This is a genomic window from Streptomyces sp. NBC_00012 (genome assembly GCF_045040875.1).
Lineage (GTDB): Bacteria > Actinomycetota > Actinomycetes > Streptomycetales > Streptomycetaceae > Streptomyces.
Genome location: NZ_CP108309.1, coordinates 4,818,572 through 4,834,338 on the forward strand (window position 1 = coordinate 4,818,572; position 15,767 = coordinate 4,834,338).

Below are 15,767 nucleotides of genomic sequence, written 5' to 3' on the forward strand. Positions count from 1 at the left end.
AGCGCTGAGCGTCAAGGAGGACGTATGGCGGAGTTCTTCAACACCCCACTCGCAGGACCCGCGCAAGATTCCGTAATTTCCGCACCCTCTGGCCGGTCCGCTTCTCTGGCGGCCGCGGTTCTCACCGATGACAACCGCGTCATCGTGATCGTCGTCGCGGTCGTTGCCGTCGCCGCCCTGGTAGTGGCCAGACTGCTGGTGCGCCAGGTGCTGGCGGCCGGCGAGGGCACCGAACGTATGAAGGAGATCGCGGCCGCCGTCCAGGAAGGCGCGAATGCCTATCTGGCCCGGCAGTTGCGCACCGTCGGTGTCTTTGCCGTCGTGGTCTTCTTCCTGCTTCTGCTGCTACCGGCTGAAAACTGGTCGCAGCGCGCGGGTCGTTCGTTGTTCTTCCTGGTGGGTGCGCTTTTCTCGGCGACCACCGGATACATCGGGATGCGGCTCGCGGTACGCAGTAATGTCCGTGTGGCCGCTGCTGCGCGTGAGGCGACTCCCGCGGAAGGAGAGCCGGAAAAGGATCTCACCGCCGTTTCGCACAAGGCGATGAAGATCGCCTTTCGTACCGGTGGCGTGGTCGGCATGATCACCGTGGGCCTCGGCCTGCTGGGTGCGTCCTGTGTCGTGCTCGTCTATGCCGCCGACGCCCCCAAGGTGCTGGAGGGCTTCGGCCTCGGGGCGGCGCTGATCGCCATGTTCATGAGGGTCGGTGGCGGCATCTTCACCAAGGCCGCGGATGTCGGCGCCGACCTTGTCGGCAAGGTCGAGCAGGGCATCCCGGAGGACGACCCGCGCAACGCCGCCACCATCGCCGACAACGTGGGCGACAACGTCGGTGACTGCGCGGGCATGGCGGCCGACCTCTTCGAGTCGTACGCCGTGACGCTCGTCGCCGCGCTCATCCTCGGCAAGGCCGCCTTCGGTGACGCCGGACTGGCCTTCCCGCTGATCGTTCCGGCGATCGGCGTGATCACCGCGATGATCGGGATCTTCGCGGTCGCCCCGCGCCGCGCCGACCGCAGCGGAATGACCGCGATCAACCGCGGATTCTTCATCTCCGCGGTGATCTCGCTGGTGCTGGTGGCCGTGGGCGTCTTCATCTACCTGCCGTCCTCGTACGCGGATCTGGACGGTGTGACCGACGGCGCCATCACCTCGCACGGCGGCGACCCGCGGATCTTCGCCCTGGTCGCCGTCGCCATCGGCATCGTGCTGGCCGCCCTGATCCAGCAGCTGACCGGCTACTTCACCGAGACCGGCCGGCGCCCCGTCAGGGACATCGGCAAGTCCTCGCTGACCGGTCCGGCCACCGTCGTACTCGCCGGTATCTCCATCGGGCTGGAGTCCGCCGTCTACACGGCGCTGCTGATCGGCCTGGGCGTCTACGGGGCGTTCCTGCTCGGCGGTACGTCGATCATGCTGGCGCTCTTCGCGGTGGCCCTGGCGGGGACCGGGCTGCTCACCACCGTCGGCGTCATCGTCGCCATGGACACCTTCGGCCCGGTCTCCGACAACGCGCAGGGCATCGCCGAGATGTCCGGTGATGTCACGGGCGCCGGTGCACAGGTCCTCACCGACCTGGACGCCGTCGGCAACACCACCAAGGCCATCACCAAGGGCATCGCCATCGCCACGGCCGTCCTGGCGGCGTCGGCGCTCTTCGGCTCGTACCGCGACGCGATCGCCACGGCGGTCGACGACGTGGGGGCCAAGACCAGTGAGATGACGCTCAGCCTGGACATCTCGCAGCCCAACAACCTGGTGGGCCTGATCCTCGGCGCAGCGGTCGTCTTCCTCTTCTCCGGGCTCGCGATCAACGCGGTGTCGCGGTCCGCCGGGGCCGTGGTCTACGAGGTGCGGCGGCAGTTCCGCGAGCATCCCGGGATCATGGACTACAGCGAGAAGCCGGAGTACGGGCGCGTCGTCGACATCTGCACCAAGGACGCCCTGCGCGAGCTCGCCACACCCGGCCTGCTGGCCGTGCTGGCGCCCATCGCGGTCGGCTTCACGCTCGGTGTCGGAGCGCTCGGCTCCTATCTCGCGGGTGCCATCGGGACCGGCACCCTGATGGCGGTCTTCCTCGCCAACTCCGGTGGCGCGTGGGACAACGCCAAGAAACTCGTCGAGGACGGTCACTACGGCGGCAAGGGCAGCGATGCCCATGCCGCGACCGTCATCGGTGACACGGTCGGCGACCCGTTCAAGGACACGGCGGGGCCGGCGATCAACCCCCTGCTCAAGGTGATGAACCTGGTCGCCCTGCTCATCGCCCCGGCGGTGGTGCAGTTCAGCTACGGGCAGGACGCGAGTGTCGGCGTGCGGGCGGTGGTGGCGGCGCTCGCCGTCGGAGTCATCGTCGGCGCGGTCCGCGTCTCCAAGCGGCGGGGAATCGCGGTGGGCGACGAAGATCCGGGCGGCGGGGACGGCGGCGGGGACGGAGGCGGGAGTCGGCCGGCCAAGTCGCCTGGCCAGGCGGCCGTTTCGTGAACCAGCGGCCGGGCCGGGGTGGTGACACTCGACCGGCCACGGCTCAATGACCGGGCGGACGGCGCATTCTGATGCGCCGTCCGCCCGCTCGCATCCCGGACCCGGTGCCCGTTCTCGGTCGATCCGTACGCCGTTCGTGTGCCTGCTCACGCGTGTGTTCCCGAACGGTGAGGGCTGCGCGGGTGAGTTGTATCTCCCTGGATTCCCTTGGTGCAAATGGCTGCAAAAGCACACTCATCGGACGCCCGGCATCCGGATGGAGGGCGCTCGCCGTGTAAGTTCCGGGGCCGAGAGCCTTGGAAGGGACCGATCCGGTGAACAAGAAGCTTGCGGCCGCACTGTCCGGCGGTGCGGTACTGGTACTTACGCTGTCGGGCTGCAGCAGCGACGACAACAGCGACAAGGTGAACGCCTGGGCCAAGAAGGTCTGCGACCAGGTCCAGCCCCAGCTCCAGAAGATCGCGAACGCCAACGCCGCCATCCAGCAGCAGACCGCGGACAACAGCAAGCCCGCCGACGTCCAGAAGACCGACTCGGCCGCCTTCCAGCAGATCTCGCAGGCGTACAAGGCATTGGGCACGGCAGTCGAATCCGCGGGTCCGCCGCCGGTCGACGGCGGCGAGACCACGCAGAAGGAGGCCGTGAAGGAGCTCGAAGCCTCTTCCGCGGCGTACGGGAACCTGCAGAAGAAGGTCGACGCCCTGGAGACGAAGGACCAGGCGAAGTTCGCCGACGGGCTCAAGGGCATCGCGGACGAGCTGAACAAGATCAGCACCAGTGGTGACGAGGCGCTGAAGAAGCTTCAGTCCGGCGAGGTCGGCACCGCGATGGCGAAGCAGAAGGGCTGCCAGAAGCCGACGGCCTCGACGCCGCCGAAGGCGTCCACGGCACCGTCCGCCTCGCCCAGCAAGAAGGCGTGAACCGGCGGCAGCAGCGGCTCCCATGACACCGGGCCGTAGTGGCGCGCGGCTGTCGCGCCGGAGTGACGGCCGCGCCGCATGACATGTCGTACGGACGGCCCGGCCGCCCCTGTGGGCGCCGGGCCGCTGCCGTTGTCGGTGGGAGCGGCCACAATGGGTGGGTGAGTACGACCAGCCTCCCCGTGCCCGACCGTTCGCCCCGGCTCCGCGAAGCCCTGCTCGCCGCCGCCTTCACCGCCGACGGGCTCCTCGACCTGCTCGGCGCGCCCGCCTACGCCGCGCTCGCCCGCAGCGAGACGGTTCCGGCACTGCGCGCCACCCGGGGCGACGCTCCGCTCGACACGCTGGTGCGGCTCTTCCTGCTCCAGCACCCGGTGCCGTACGAGCGGGCCCGTGCCGCGCTCCCGCTGGCCGAGTGCGTCGAGGACGGCTGGGTGACCCATGCCGGCGACGAGGTCCGGGCGACGGTCGACGTACGGCCGTACGGCGGGCCCGAGGGGCAGGACTGGTACATCGTCTCCGACCTGGGCTGTGCCGTCGGGGGCGCGGGCGGCATCGGTTCGCGCGAGGAGGGCGTGGTCCTGGGCGTCGGCGGGGCGTCCGCCACGCTCGCCGGGATCACCGTCCGTACGCCTGTCGCCTCCGCGCTCGACATCGGCACGGGCTCCGGCATCCAGGCGCTGCACGCCTCGCAGCACGCCACCCGGGTCACGGCCACCGACCTCAACCCCCGGGCGCTGGACTTCACCCGGCTGACGCTCGCGCTGTCCGGGGTCGCCCCGGCCGAGCTGCGCCTGGGCTCGTTGTACGAACCGGTCGGCACCGAGACCTACGACCTGATCGTCTCCAACCCCCCGTTCGTCATCTCGCCCGGCGCCCGCCTCACCTACCGTGACGGCGGCATGGGCGGTGACGACCTGTGCCGGACCCTGGTGCAGCAGACCGGCGACCGGCTTAACGAGGGCGGATACGCCCACTTCCTCGCCAACTGGCAGCACGTCGAGGGCGAGGAGTGGCAGAGCCGGCTGAGTTCCTGGGTTCCGTACGGCTGCGACGCCTGGATCGTGCAGCGCGAGGTCCAGGACGTCACGCAGTACGCGGAGCTGTGGCTGCGCGACAGCGGCGACCACCGTACGGACCCCGCGGAGTACGCCGCGCGGTACGAGGCCTGGCTGGACGAGTTCGAGGCCCGCAAGACCAAGGGCGTCGGCTTCGGCTGGATCACCCTGCGCAAGTCCGCCGCAGCCGCCGCGGGCAATCCGTCCGTCGTGATCGAGGAGTGGCCGCACGCGGTGGAGCAGCCGCTCGGCCCGGCCGTCGAGGCTCATTTCGCCCGCCAGGACTACCTCCGCGAGCAGGACGACGCGGCGCTCCTGGCCGGGCACTTCACCCTGGCCGCCGAGGTCGTGCAGGAGCAGGTCGGCCTGCCGGGCGCGGAGGACCCGGAGCATGTGGTGCTCCGTCAGAACCGGGGCATGCGGCGTGCGACGAAGGTCGACGCCGTGGGTGCCGGCTTCGCGGGAGTGTGCGACGGCACGCTGCCCGCGGGCCGGATCCTGGACGCGATCGCCCAGTTGATGGACGAGGACCCGGTGCTGTTGCGTGACCGGACCCCGCAGGCGATCCGGCTGCTGGTCGAGGAGGGCTTCCTGGAGCCGGTTCCTCCGGCGGGCTGATCGGCCCCCCGGCGGCCCGGCCGGTTGCACGAGTGCTCTCCGGGCCGCGTTCCCGTTCCCGCCCCCGCTCCCGTTCCCGTTCCCGCTCGGGTGCGAACCGCCGTACGCAGGGAAGGGCCCCGCGATCAGCGGGTTCGGGCTCGCCGCCCGCCGGTGTCCGGGGGAGGGGGGCGGATTCCGGATCGGGTGCCGGGCGGGATCCCGGCGGGGTGCCGGGCAGGAACACAGTGGGCGCCGGACGGAGCGCCGGGCAGCTCGTCCGGCCGGCCGGACGGTTCGCGGCCGGGGCCGTGCCGGGACGTCACTCCCGCGATCACTGGACGTCATTCCCGCAGTCACGGGGCGGATACGGAGGCGGGCCGAACCGGCCATTCACCCGGGGTTCGCATGGTCGACGTCCTGGGGTGGCAGCCTCCCCCTGGCCGGACGGCACACGCCCCGGCCCGCGCAGGGACAGGGAGGCGTACGGCATGGAGAGCGGACCTGCGGTCTTCGCCGGATCGGCGTTCGCGCTCTTCGGCGCCGCGCTACTGCTGTGGACGGGGGCGCGCGTGCTGCATCGCGCGCCGGTGGCGCACGGCGTGAGCCCCGTCGCCTCCGCCGCGCTCGCCACTGTGTTCGGCGTACTTTTTCTCGTCCTCGGTGTGTGGTGCTTCACTCGCATCTGATCCACCACCCACCGGCAGGCCGGAATCGCGCGGCGCACGGCAGGCAGTGGCAGGGAACACGCCCGGACCGGACGCGGCCCGCCACCGACGTCCGCAGCGCCACCACAGCACCCGGAAACCCGCAGGCAGGGACCGCGTACACGGCGGACCGGGTGGTCCGGGCGGCAGGAATGGCGGAAGTCGGGTTACCGTTCGAGTGGCCGTTGCGGGCTTTTGCCGTTTGACACGGGGGCGGGTTGTACCGTCACACTCCGCAGCGACAGCACCATCGGCAGCGTCATCGCGCTGCCCGGATGCCCACCGAGCGTCGACCGGAGAGAAGAGCGAAGTTGTCCCCGACCAGCGAGACCGCACAGGGCGGCCGCCGACTCGTCATCGTCGAGTCGCCTGCCAAGGCGAAGACGATCAAGGGCTACCTCGGCCCCGGATACGTCGTCGAGGCGAGCGTCGGGCACATCCGCGACCTGCCGAACGGCGCCGCAGAGGTCCCGGACGAGTACACCGGCGAGGTCCGTCGGCTCGGCGTCGACGTCGAGCACGACTTCCAGCCCGTCTATGTCGTCAACGCGGACAAGAAGGCACAGGTCAGGAAGCTCAAGCAGCTGCTGGCCGAGTCCGACGAACTCTTCCTCGCCACCGATGAGGACCGCGAGGGCGAAGCCATCGCGTGGCACCTGCAGGAAGTCCTGAAGCCCAAGGTCCCGGTCCACCGGATGGTCTTCCACGAGATCACCAAGGACGCGATCCGGGCCGCCGTCGCCAACCCGCGCGAGCTCAACCAGCGCATGGTCGACGCCCAGGAGACCCGCCGCATCCTCGACCGCCTCTACGGCTACGAGGTCTCGCCGGTCCTGTGGAAGAAGGTCATGCCGCGGCTGTCGGCCGGCCGTGTCCAGTCCGTGGCGACCCGGCTCGTCGTCGAGCGGGAGCGCGAGCGCATCGCCTTCCGTTCCGCCGAGTACTGGGACCTCACGGGCACCTTCTCCACCGGCCGCACCGGTGACGCCTCGGACCCCTCGACCCTCACCGCCCGCCTCAGCGCGGTCGACGGCCGGCGCATCGCCCAGGGCCGCGACTTCGGTCCGGACGGGCAGCTGAAGTCCGGCTCCGGCCAGGTCCTGCACCTGGACGAGACGAACGCCCGAGCCCTGGCCGCCGCACTCGCCGACTCCTCGTTCGCCGTCCGGTCCGTCGAGTCGAAGCCGTACCGCCGCTCCCCGTACGCCCCGTTCCGTACGACGACCCTCCAGCAGGAGGCGAGCCGGAAGCTGGGCTTCGGGGCCAAGGCCACCATGCAGGTCGCGCAGAAGCTGTACGAGAACGGCTTCATCACCTATATGCGTACCGACTCCACGACCCTCTCGGACACCGCGGTCTCCGCGGCCCGGGCGCAGGTCACCCAGCTCTACGGCGCCGACTACCTCCCGGACAAGCCGCGCACGTACGCCGGGAAGGTCAAGAACGCGCAGGAGGCGCACGAGGCGATCCGCCCCTCCGGCGACCGCTTCCGCACCCCCGCCGAGACCGGCCTGACCGGTGACCAGTTCCGGCTCTACGAGCTGATCTGGAAGCGGACCGTCGCCTCCCAGATGAAGGACGCGGTCGGCAACTCCGTCACCGTCAAGATCGGTGGCCGGGCGAGCGACGGACGGGACGCCGAGTTCTCCGCGTCCGGCAAGACGATCACCTTCCACGGCTTCATGAAGGCGTACGTCGAAGGCGCCGACGACCCGAACGCCGAGCTCGACGACCGCGAGCGGCGCCTCCCGCAGGTCACCGAGGGCGACGCGCTGTCCGCCGAGGAGATCTCGGTCGACGGCCACGCCACCAAGCCGCCGGCCCGCTACACCGAGGCCTCGCTGGTCAAGGAGCTCGAAGAGCGCGAGATCGGCCGCCCGTCGACGTACGCGTCGATCATCGGCACGATCCTGGACCGCGGCTACGTCTTCAAGAAGGGCACGGCGCTCGTCCCGTCGTTCCTCTCGTTCGCCGTGGTCAACCTGCTGGAGAAGCACTTCGGCCGGCTCGTCGACTACGACTTCACCGCGAAGATGGAGGACGACCTCGACCGCATCGCGCGCGGTGAGGCCCAGTCCGTGCCGTGGCTCAAGCGGTTCTACTTCGGCGCGGGCGACGACACGGCCGGTGCGGGCGCGGCCTCCGACGCGGGCAACGGCGACGGCGACCACCTCGGCGGCCTGAAGGAGCTCGTCACCGACCTCGGTGCGATCGACGCCCGCGAGATCTCCTCGTTCCCCGTCGGCAACGACATCAAGCTCCGGGTCGGCCGCTACGGCCCGTACATCGAGCGCGGTGAGAAGGACGCCGAGGGCCACCAGCGGGCGGACGTGCCGGAGGAGCTGGCACCCGACGAGCTGTCCGTCGAGTACGCGGAGGAGCTGCTGGCCAAGCCGAGCGGCGACTTCGAGCTCGGCGCGGACCCGGTCACCGGTCACCAGATCATCGCCAAGGACGGGCGCTACGGCCCGTACGTCACCGAGGTGCTGCCCGAGGGCACCCCGAAGACCGGCAAGAACGCGGTGAAGCCGCGGACCGCCTCACTCTTCAAGACCATGTCCCCGGACACGGTGACGCTGGCCGACGCGCTCAAGCTGATGTCGCTGCCGCGGGTCGTCGGCGAGGACGCCGAGGGTGTCGAGATCACCGCGCAGAACGGCCGCTACGGCCCGTACCTGAAGAAGGGCACGGACTCGCGTTCGCTCACCTCCGAGGAGCAGCTCTTCGACATCACGCTCGAAGAGGCCCTCGCGATCTACGCGCAGCCCAAGCAGCGCGGCCGGGCCGCGGCCAAGCCGCCGCTGAAGGAGCTGGGCACGGACCCGGTGAGCGGGGCTCCGGTCGTGGTCAAGGACGGCCGCTTCGGCGCGTACGTCACCGACGGCGAGACCAACGCGACGCTGCGCACCGCCGACAGCGTCGAGGACATCACGCCGGAGCGCGGCTACGAGCTGCTCGCCGAGAAGCGTGCCAAGGGGCCCGCCAAGAAGAAGACGGCGAAGAAGGCCCCGGCCAAGAAGGCGACCGCGAAGAAGACGGCCGCCAAGAAGACCACGGCGACCGCCAAGAAGACGGCGGCGAAGAAGACGACGGCCGTGAAGAAGACCACGACCGCCAAGAAGGCGACCGCGGCGAAGAAGACGACCGCGGCGTCCGTGGAGGACTGAGCGGCACTGCCGAACGCCCCGGGGGCCGGATTTTCCGGCCCCTTCGGCGTTCGCACGGGTTTCCGGCGGGGCGGGCCGGAAGCACCGGAACGGCTCGGGCGCCCATATGTTCGGACGGGGCCCCCGGGGACCCCACCGCTCCGGATAGGCTGGGCGGATGACGCGAGCCGAGCAGCCAACGGTCGTGAGCCCCACCTCCGACACACTTGCCGCAGACTCACGCGAGCGCGCCGTACGGGCCCTGTTGCGTATTCCCCCGCTGAAGCGGTTGTGGAGCGCGCAGCTCGTCGGCAGTACCGGCGATGCACTCGCCCTTCTCGTGCTGGTGCTGATGTCGCTGCAAGCGGCGGTCCTTGAGGGCTCATTCGGAACCGGGTACCGAGGCGCGGCCTTTGCCGTCGCCGCGGTGTTCGGTGCCCGGATCCTTGCCACCCTGCTCTTCGGAGCCGTACTCCTGGGGCCGCTGACGACGCTCACCGCGCCCGGCGGACCGCTGGACCGGCGGTGGCTGATGATCGGGACGGACGGGCTGCGGCTCGCGCTGCTGGTCGTTGCGCCCCTGTGGATCGACTGGATGCCCGACAGGGCACTCATGATGATCCTGATCACCGTCTTCGTCATCGGCGCGGCCGAACGCCTGTGGACGGTCGCCAAGGACGGCGCCGCCCCCGCGCTGCTGCCCGCCCCGCCCCCCGAGGGCGCCGCGGTACGCCCGCTGCCCGACCGCCTCGACGCACTGCGCCGGCTCTCCGTCCGCACCGACTTCGCCGCGATCCCGGTCGCGGCGGCCGCCCTGCTGATCGCCACCCTCGTCGGCAACCTCCTGGGCTCGGGCCTGGAGTGGTTCTCGATCCACCAGGCGGCCCTCGGCTCGTACGTCGCGGCCGGGCTCTTCTCGGCATCGATCTCCACCCTGTACTTCCTGGAACTGCCCGGTACGCAGACCCCGCGCCCCCGCTCGCCGCTGGAGGGCCTGCGACGGCCGTCGACCGGCAGCGGACCCGACAAGGGCCGCACCGGATCCGTCCCGCTGGTCGTCGGCGCGTCGGCCGCGGTCGCCGGGGCCATCGCCGCGGCCGCCGCCGTCTCGGTGCTGCACGCCGCCGACCTGGGCGGCGGGCCCGCCACCTTCGCGCTGCTGATCCTCGGCCTGACCGGCGCCACCGGCGTCGGTATCCGGACCGCGGGGAAGGTGCTGCCCACCCTGTCGCGGCGTCGGCTGCTCTCGCTGGCCACCGCCGTCACGGGCCTCGCGCTGCTCGCCATGGGCCTCGTGCCGGACACGGCGACCGTGCTGATGATCGCGGTGCTGGCCGGTTACGCCGCGGGCGTCGCCGCCCACACCGGTCATGTTCTGGTCGACCAGGAGACCGAGGAGTCCCGCCGGGCCAGGACCACCGAGCACCTCCAGGCCGTCGTACGGGTCCTCATCGCGCTCGGCGCGCTCGCGGGCCCGCTGCTGGCCGCCGCGATCGGCGCCCACCGGCTGGGCTCGGGCGACTTCGTCTTCGAGCACGGTGGAGCGGCCTTCACACTGATGCTGATCGGCGCGCTGCTGCTGCCGGTCGCCGTGGTCGTCCTCGCCAGGACGGACGACCGCTCCGGAGTACCGCTGCGCCGCGATCTGCGCGAGGCGCTGCGCGGCGGCGACCCGGCGGTCGCCCCCGCCGCGACCGGCTTCTTCATCGCCCTGGAGGGCGGCGACGGCGCGGGCAAGTCCACTCAGGTCGAGGCGCTCGCCGACTGGATCCGTGCCAAGGGCCACGAGGTCGTCGTCACCCGCGAGCCGGGCGCGACGCCGGTCGGCAAGCGGCTGCGCTCGATCCTGCTCGACGTCTCCTCGGCCGGGCTGTCCAACCGGGCCGAGGCGCTGCTGTACGCCGCCGACCGCGCCGAGCACATCGACTCGGTCGTCCGCCCGGCGCTGGAGCGCGGTGCGATCGTCATCTCCGACCGCTACATCGACTCGTCCGTCGCCTACCAGGGCGCGGGCCGCGACCTCTCCCCGACCGAGATCGCCCGGATCTCGCGCTGGGCGACGAGCGGCCTCGTTCCGCACCTGACGGTGCTGCTTGACGTCGACCCGGAGACCGCACGGGAACGGTTCACCGAGGCACCCGACCGGCTGGAGTCCGAGCCGCCGGCGTTCCATGCCCGGGTGCGGTCCGGCTTCCTGACGCTGGCCGCGGCCGACCCGACCCGCTACCTGGTCGTGGACGCGGGCCAGGAACCGGAATCGATCACCACGGTCGTACGTCACCGGCTCGACCAGCTCCTGCCGCTCTCCAAGGCCGAGATCAAGGCCCAGGAGGAGGCGCGCAAGGCCGCCGAGGAGGAGGCCAGGCGCAAGGCCGAGGAAGAGGCGGCCCGCAAGGCCGAGGAGGAGCGGCTGGAGCGCGAGCGGCAGGAACAGCTCGCCAAGCTCCGTGCCGAGGAGGAGGAGCGCAAGGCCCGCGAGCTGGAGGAGGCCCGCCGGCGCGAGGCCGAACGCCAGGCGGAGGAGGCCCGGCAGCGTGCCGAGGAGGCCCGCCGGGTGGCCGAGGAGGAGCGGGTCCGGCGGGAGGCCGAGGAGGCGGCCCGCGAGGCCGAGCAGGCCAGGCTGCGCAGGCAGGCCGAGGAGGAGGCGCGGCTGCGCAAGGAGGCCGAGGCCCTGCGGCTGGAGAAGCAGCGCAAGGCCGAGGAGGCGCTGCTGCGTGCCGAGGAGGCCCGCAGGCGTGCGGAGGCCGAGGCCGCCGCGGCGGCGGAGAAGGCCCGTGCGGAGGCCGCTGCGGCGGCGTCCGTGCCGGAGAACGAGATCACGGTGCCGACGCCGATCGTCAACCCGAACGACGTGACGCAGCAGGTGCCCGCGCCGGACAGCTCGTCCTCCGATGAGGCCGAGACGGCGATGATCCCCAAGGTCCAGGACCGTTCGGGCCGTTCCGGTGGCTCGGACCGTTCCGGCCGTTCGGACCGCTCCGGTGCGGCGGGTGCCGCCGACGAGACGACGGTTCTTCCCCCGGTACGGGACACGAATCCGGCGGACCGTATCCCGCGGGGCATCTTCCGCGACGAGCACCCGGCGTCCCGGCCGGAGAGCGAGAACGAGCGCACCCGTGAGCTTCCGCAGGTCGGGGGTTGGGAGGACCCGGAGCACCGGGAGCACCAGGAGCGCTCCGGCCGGCGTCCACGTCCCGACTGGGCGGAGGAGACCCCGCTGGACGATCTGCCGACGCTGGCGGACGAGCTGCTGGGCGATCACCGCGACCAGCAGGACGACGATGGCTCGGGCCGCTCGGGCCGGGGACGCCGCCCGCGCCGCTGACCCGGGCCGGGTGCCGGACGGGGCGTCCTGTCCGGCAGCCGGCGTTGGCGCGGCCGGTTCCGGTGTTCGGTTCCGGTGTCTGTCTGGTGTCCGGTGTCGGGCTCCGGCGGCCGGGACGCCATGTTGCCGGGATTGTCAGACCCGTCCCCCACAATGGGAGTCGGATCGGGGATCCGGATCGACAAGCAGCAACAAACAGTGCGGTGCAACGGCATCGGGGCTGCGTGGTGCCACCGCGCGGCGGCCGCGTGGCGCGCACACCACCGGAAGGGCGGAGACCCATGACCGTATGGGACGACCTGGTCGGCCAGGACCGGGTGCAGGAGCAGCTCGGTGCCGCCGCCCGGGACGCCGATGCGCTGGTCACCGCCCACTCGGCGGGGGAGCCGGTCTCGCCGGGGTCGAGGATGACCCACGCCTGGCTGTTCACGGGGCCCCCGGGCTCGGGCCGTTCCACCGCCGCCAGAGCCTTCGCCGCCTCCCTCCAGTGCACCAGCCCCGACCGCGCCCTGGGCGGAGCACCCGGCTGCGGCTTCTGCGACGGCTGCCACACCAGCCTCATCGGTACGCACGCCGACGTCGAGGTGGTCCGTACGGACCTGCTCTCCATCGGCGTGAAGGAGACCCGCGAGCTGGTCCGCCGTGCCCAGCTCTCCCCGGCCGTCGGCCGCTGGCAGGTCATCGTCCTGGAGGATGCCGACCGCCTCACCGAAGGCGCGGGGAACGTACTGCTGAAGGCGGTCGAGGAGCCCGCGCCCCGCACGGTGTGGCTGCTCTGCGCGCCCTCCCTCGAAGACGTGCTGCCCACCATCCGCTCCCGCTGCCGTCACCTCACACTGCGCACGCCTCCGGTCGACGCGGTCGCCGATGTCCTGATCAGGCGCGACGGCATCGACCCGGAGCGGGCAGCGTCCGCGGCCCGGGCCACCCAGGGCCACATCGGCAGGGCCCGCCGCCTCGCCACCGACGAGCGGGCCCGCTCGCGCCGCGCCGCCGTGCTCAAGCTCCCGTTGCGGGTCGAGGACATCGGGGGCTGCCTCAAGGCAGCCCAGGAGCTGATCGACACCGCCACCGAAGACGCCAAGCAGGTCTCCGAGGAGGTCGACGTCAAGGAGACGGAAGAGATGAAGGCCGCGCTCGGCGCCGCCGCAGGGGGACGGCTGCCGCGTGGGACCGCAGGGGTGATGAAGGAGCTGGAGGACCGGCAGAAGCGCCGCAAGACGCGTACGCAGCGCGACAGCCTCGATCTGGCGCTCACCGATCTGACCGGTTTCTACCGCGACGTCCTGGCCATGCAGCTGGGCTCGCGGATCGCCATCGCCAACGCGGACGCCGAGGACGCGCTGGACCGCATCGCCCGCTCCTCCACACCCGAGCGCACCCTGCGCCGGATAGAGGCGGTGATCGCCTGCCGCCGGGCACTGGACCGCAACGTGGCGCCGCTGCTCGCGGTGGAGGCGATGACGATGGCCCTGCGCGCGGGCTGACACCACAGCCGAGGGCGCGGCCTCTGCCCGCGGCCGCCCGTCAGCGCGTCAGCGCGTTCGCCCGTCCACGCGACCACCCGTCAGCGCGTCCGCCGAAGCCCATCCGCATCCACCGGCGCCCACCGGGCCCACCGGCGCTCACTCGTGCATCCCCGTCGGCGCTCACTCGCGGATCCGCACCGGCGCCCGATCCGCACCGCCCCGTTCACGATCGCTCATTCGTGATCGCGCGTTCACCCGTACGGGGAGCGAATCGGGCGAGTCGTCACATGGCGGCTACGCTCCGAGAATGAACACCAGGCGCTCGCTCCGTATTCTCGCCACCACACTCGGCGCTGCTGGCCTTCTCATCTCCGGCTGCACCAGCGGCAGTTCGACGAGCGCCTCGTCGTCCGAATCATCCGCATCGCCCGCGCCGGCCGTCCCCGCAGGACTCAAGCCGTACTACGCGCAGCAGCTGAAGTGGCGGGACTGCGGCGTCGAGGGTTTCCAGTGCACCACGATGGAGGCCCCGCTGGACTACGGGAAACCGGACAACGGCGACATCAAGCTGGCCGTCTCCCGCAAGAAGGCCACCGGACCCGGCAAGCGGATCGGTTCCCTCCTGGTGAACCCGGGCGGACCCGGCGGTTCCGCCATCGAATACCTCCAGAGCTACGCGGCCGTCGGCTACCCGGCCCAAGTCCGGGCGCGGTACGACATGGTCGCCATCGACCCGCGCGGAGTGGCCCGCAGCGCGCCCGTCGTATGCCTCACCGGTCCGCAGATGGACACCTACACCCAGGTCGACCAGACCCCGGACGACTCCGGCGAGGTCACCGGCCTGGGCGACGCGTACAAGAAGTTCGCGAGCGGCTGCGAGGAGCGTTCCGGCGAGATCCTGCCCCATGTCTCCACCGTCGAGACCGCCCGCGACATGGACATGCTGCGAGCCCTGCTCGGTGACGAGAAGCTGCACTACGTCGGTGCGTCGTACGGCACCTTCCTCGGTGCGACGTACGCGGGACTGTTCCCCGCCCGGGTCGGCCGTCTGGTCCTCGACGGTGCGATGGACCCGTCGTTGGACGCCGTCGAGCTGAACCGCGACCAGACCGCGGGCTTCGAGACCGCGTTCCAGGCATTCGCCGCCGACTGCGTGAAGAAGGCGGACTGCCCGCTCGGCACCACCTCGACCGCCGATGCGGCCACGCGTCTGAAGCGGCTCTTCGCCGACCTCGACGCCCGGCCGATCGCCACCGGTGACTCCCGCAGGCTCACCGAATCGCTGGGCACCACCGGGGTCATCGCCGCCATGTACGACGAGTCGGCCTGGCCCCAGCTCCGCGAGGCCCTCGCCGGCGCCCAGAAGGGCGACGGCTCCGGCCTCCTGGCCCTGTCGGACAGCTACTACGAGCGTCGGCCGAACGGCACGTACGCCAACCTCATGTTCGCCAACGCCGCCGTGAACTGCCTGGACCAGCCGCCCGCCTTCGCCGACGCCGAGGCCGTCACCCGGGCCGTTCCCGGCTTCGAGAAGGCCTCCCCGGTCTTCGGCAAGGCCTTCGCCTGGGCCGCCCTGAACTGCGCGGCCTGGCCGGTCCCGCCCACCGGCACCCCCCACCGCATCGAGGCGAAGGGCGCCGCCCCGATCGTGGTGGTCGGCACGACCCGCGACCCCGCCACCCCGTACAAGTGGGCCCAGTCCCTCGCCGACCAGCTCTCCTCCGGCATCCTCCTCACTTACCAGGGCGACGGCCACACCGCGTACGGCCGCGGCAGCGACTGCATCGACACGGCGATCAACACCTACCTGCTGGAAGGCACCCCGCCGGCCGAGGGCAAGAAGTGCTCCTGACCGCCCCGCCTCGCCACTGACCTGCGCGAACGGCTCGGAGCGAGGCTGGTACGGAGCACCCCCGGAAACTGTGTAGACTTGGCGACGCTGCTGATCGCACCATGGTGCGACAGGGCGTGCCGCCTTAGCTCAGTTGGCCAGAGCAACGCACTCGTAATGCGTAGGTCTCGGGTTCGAATCCCGAAGGCGGCTCTGTAGAAGCCTCAGGA

The 15,767-nt window shown here is 71.4% G+C and carries 8 protein-coding genes and 1 tRNA gene; all 9 read left to right on the forward strand.

Annotated elements, in window-relative coordinates; translation table 11 throughout:
- Window positions 1–24: 24 nt before the first annotated feature.
- The gene (locus OHA19_RS22215; RefSeq protein WP_405714054.1) at window positions 25–2,484 is read left to right on the forward strand and encodes a sodium-translocating pyrophosphatase; all 2,460 of its coding nucleotides are present in this window, start codon (window positions 25–27) and stop codon (window positions 2,482–2,484) included.
- 314 nt (window positions 2,485–2,798) lie between these two features.
- Window positions 2,799–3,404 (forward strand): small secreted protein, encoded by a 606-nt coding sequence (locus OHA19_RS22220; protein WP_405714052.1) that lies wholly within the window; start codon window positions 2,799–2,801, stop codon window positions 3,402–3,404.
- A gap of 161 nt (window positions 3,405–3,565) precedes the next feature.
- Window positions 3,566–5,080, forward strand: a complete 1,515-nt coding sequence (locus tag OHA19_RS22225) for a methyltransferase (RefSeq protein WP_405714050.1) — start codon at window positions 3,566–3,568, stop codon at window positions 5,078–5,080.
- 470 nt (window positions 5,081–5,550) lie between these two features.
- Window positions 5,551–5,748, forward strand: a complete 198-nt coding sequence (locus OHA19_RS22230) for a hypothetical protein (protein ID WP_266731806.1) — start codon at window positions 5,551–5,553, stop codon at window positions 5,746–5,748.
- A gap of 329 nt (window positions 5,749–6,077) precedes the next feature.
- Complete coding sequence (gene topA, locus OHA19_RS22235; RefSeq protein ID WP_405714048.1) at window positions 6,078–8,933, forward strand: type I DNA topoisomerase; 2,856 nt, start codon at window positions 6,078–6,080, stop codon at window positions 8,931–8,933.
- 157 nt (window positions 8,934–9,090) lie between these two features.
- Window positions 9,091–12,237 (forward strand): dTMP kinase, encoded by a 3,147-nt coding sequence (tmk, locus tag OHA19_RS22240; protein ID WP_405714046.1) that lies wholly within the window; start codon window positions 9,091–9,093, stop codon window positions 12,235–12,237.
- 281 nt (window positions 12,238–12,518) lie between these two features.
- Window positions 12,519–13,724, forward strand: a complete 1,206-nt coding sequence (locus OHA19_RS22245; protein WP_405714044.1) for a DNA polymerase III subunit delta' — start codon at window positions 12,519–12,521, stop codon at window positions 13,722–13,724.
- Between the two features lie 289 nt (window positions 13,725–14,013).
- The gene (locus OHA19_RS22250; RefSeq protein WP_405751268.1) at window positions 14,014–15,558 is read left to right on the forward strand and encodes an alpha/beta hydrolase; all 1,545 of its coding nucleotides are present in this window, start codon (window positions 14,014–14,016) and stop codon (window positions 15,556–15,558) included.
- Window positions 15,559–15,676: 118 nt separating this feature from the next.
- Window positions 15,677–15,750: transfer RNA gene (locus OHA19_RS22255), tRNA-Thr, on the forward strand.
- Window positions 15,751–15,767 lie beyond the last annotated feature (17 nt).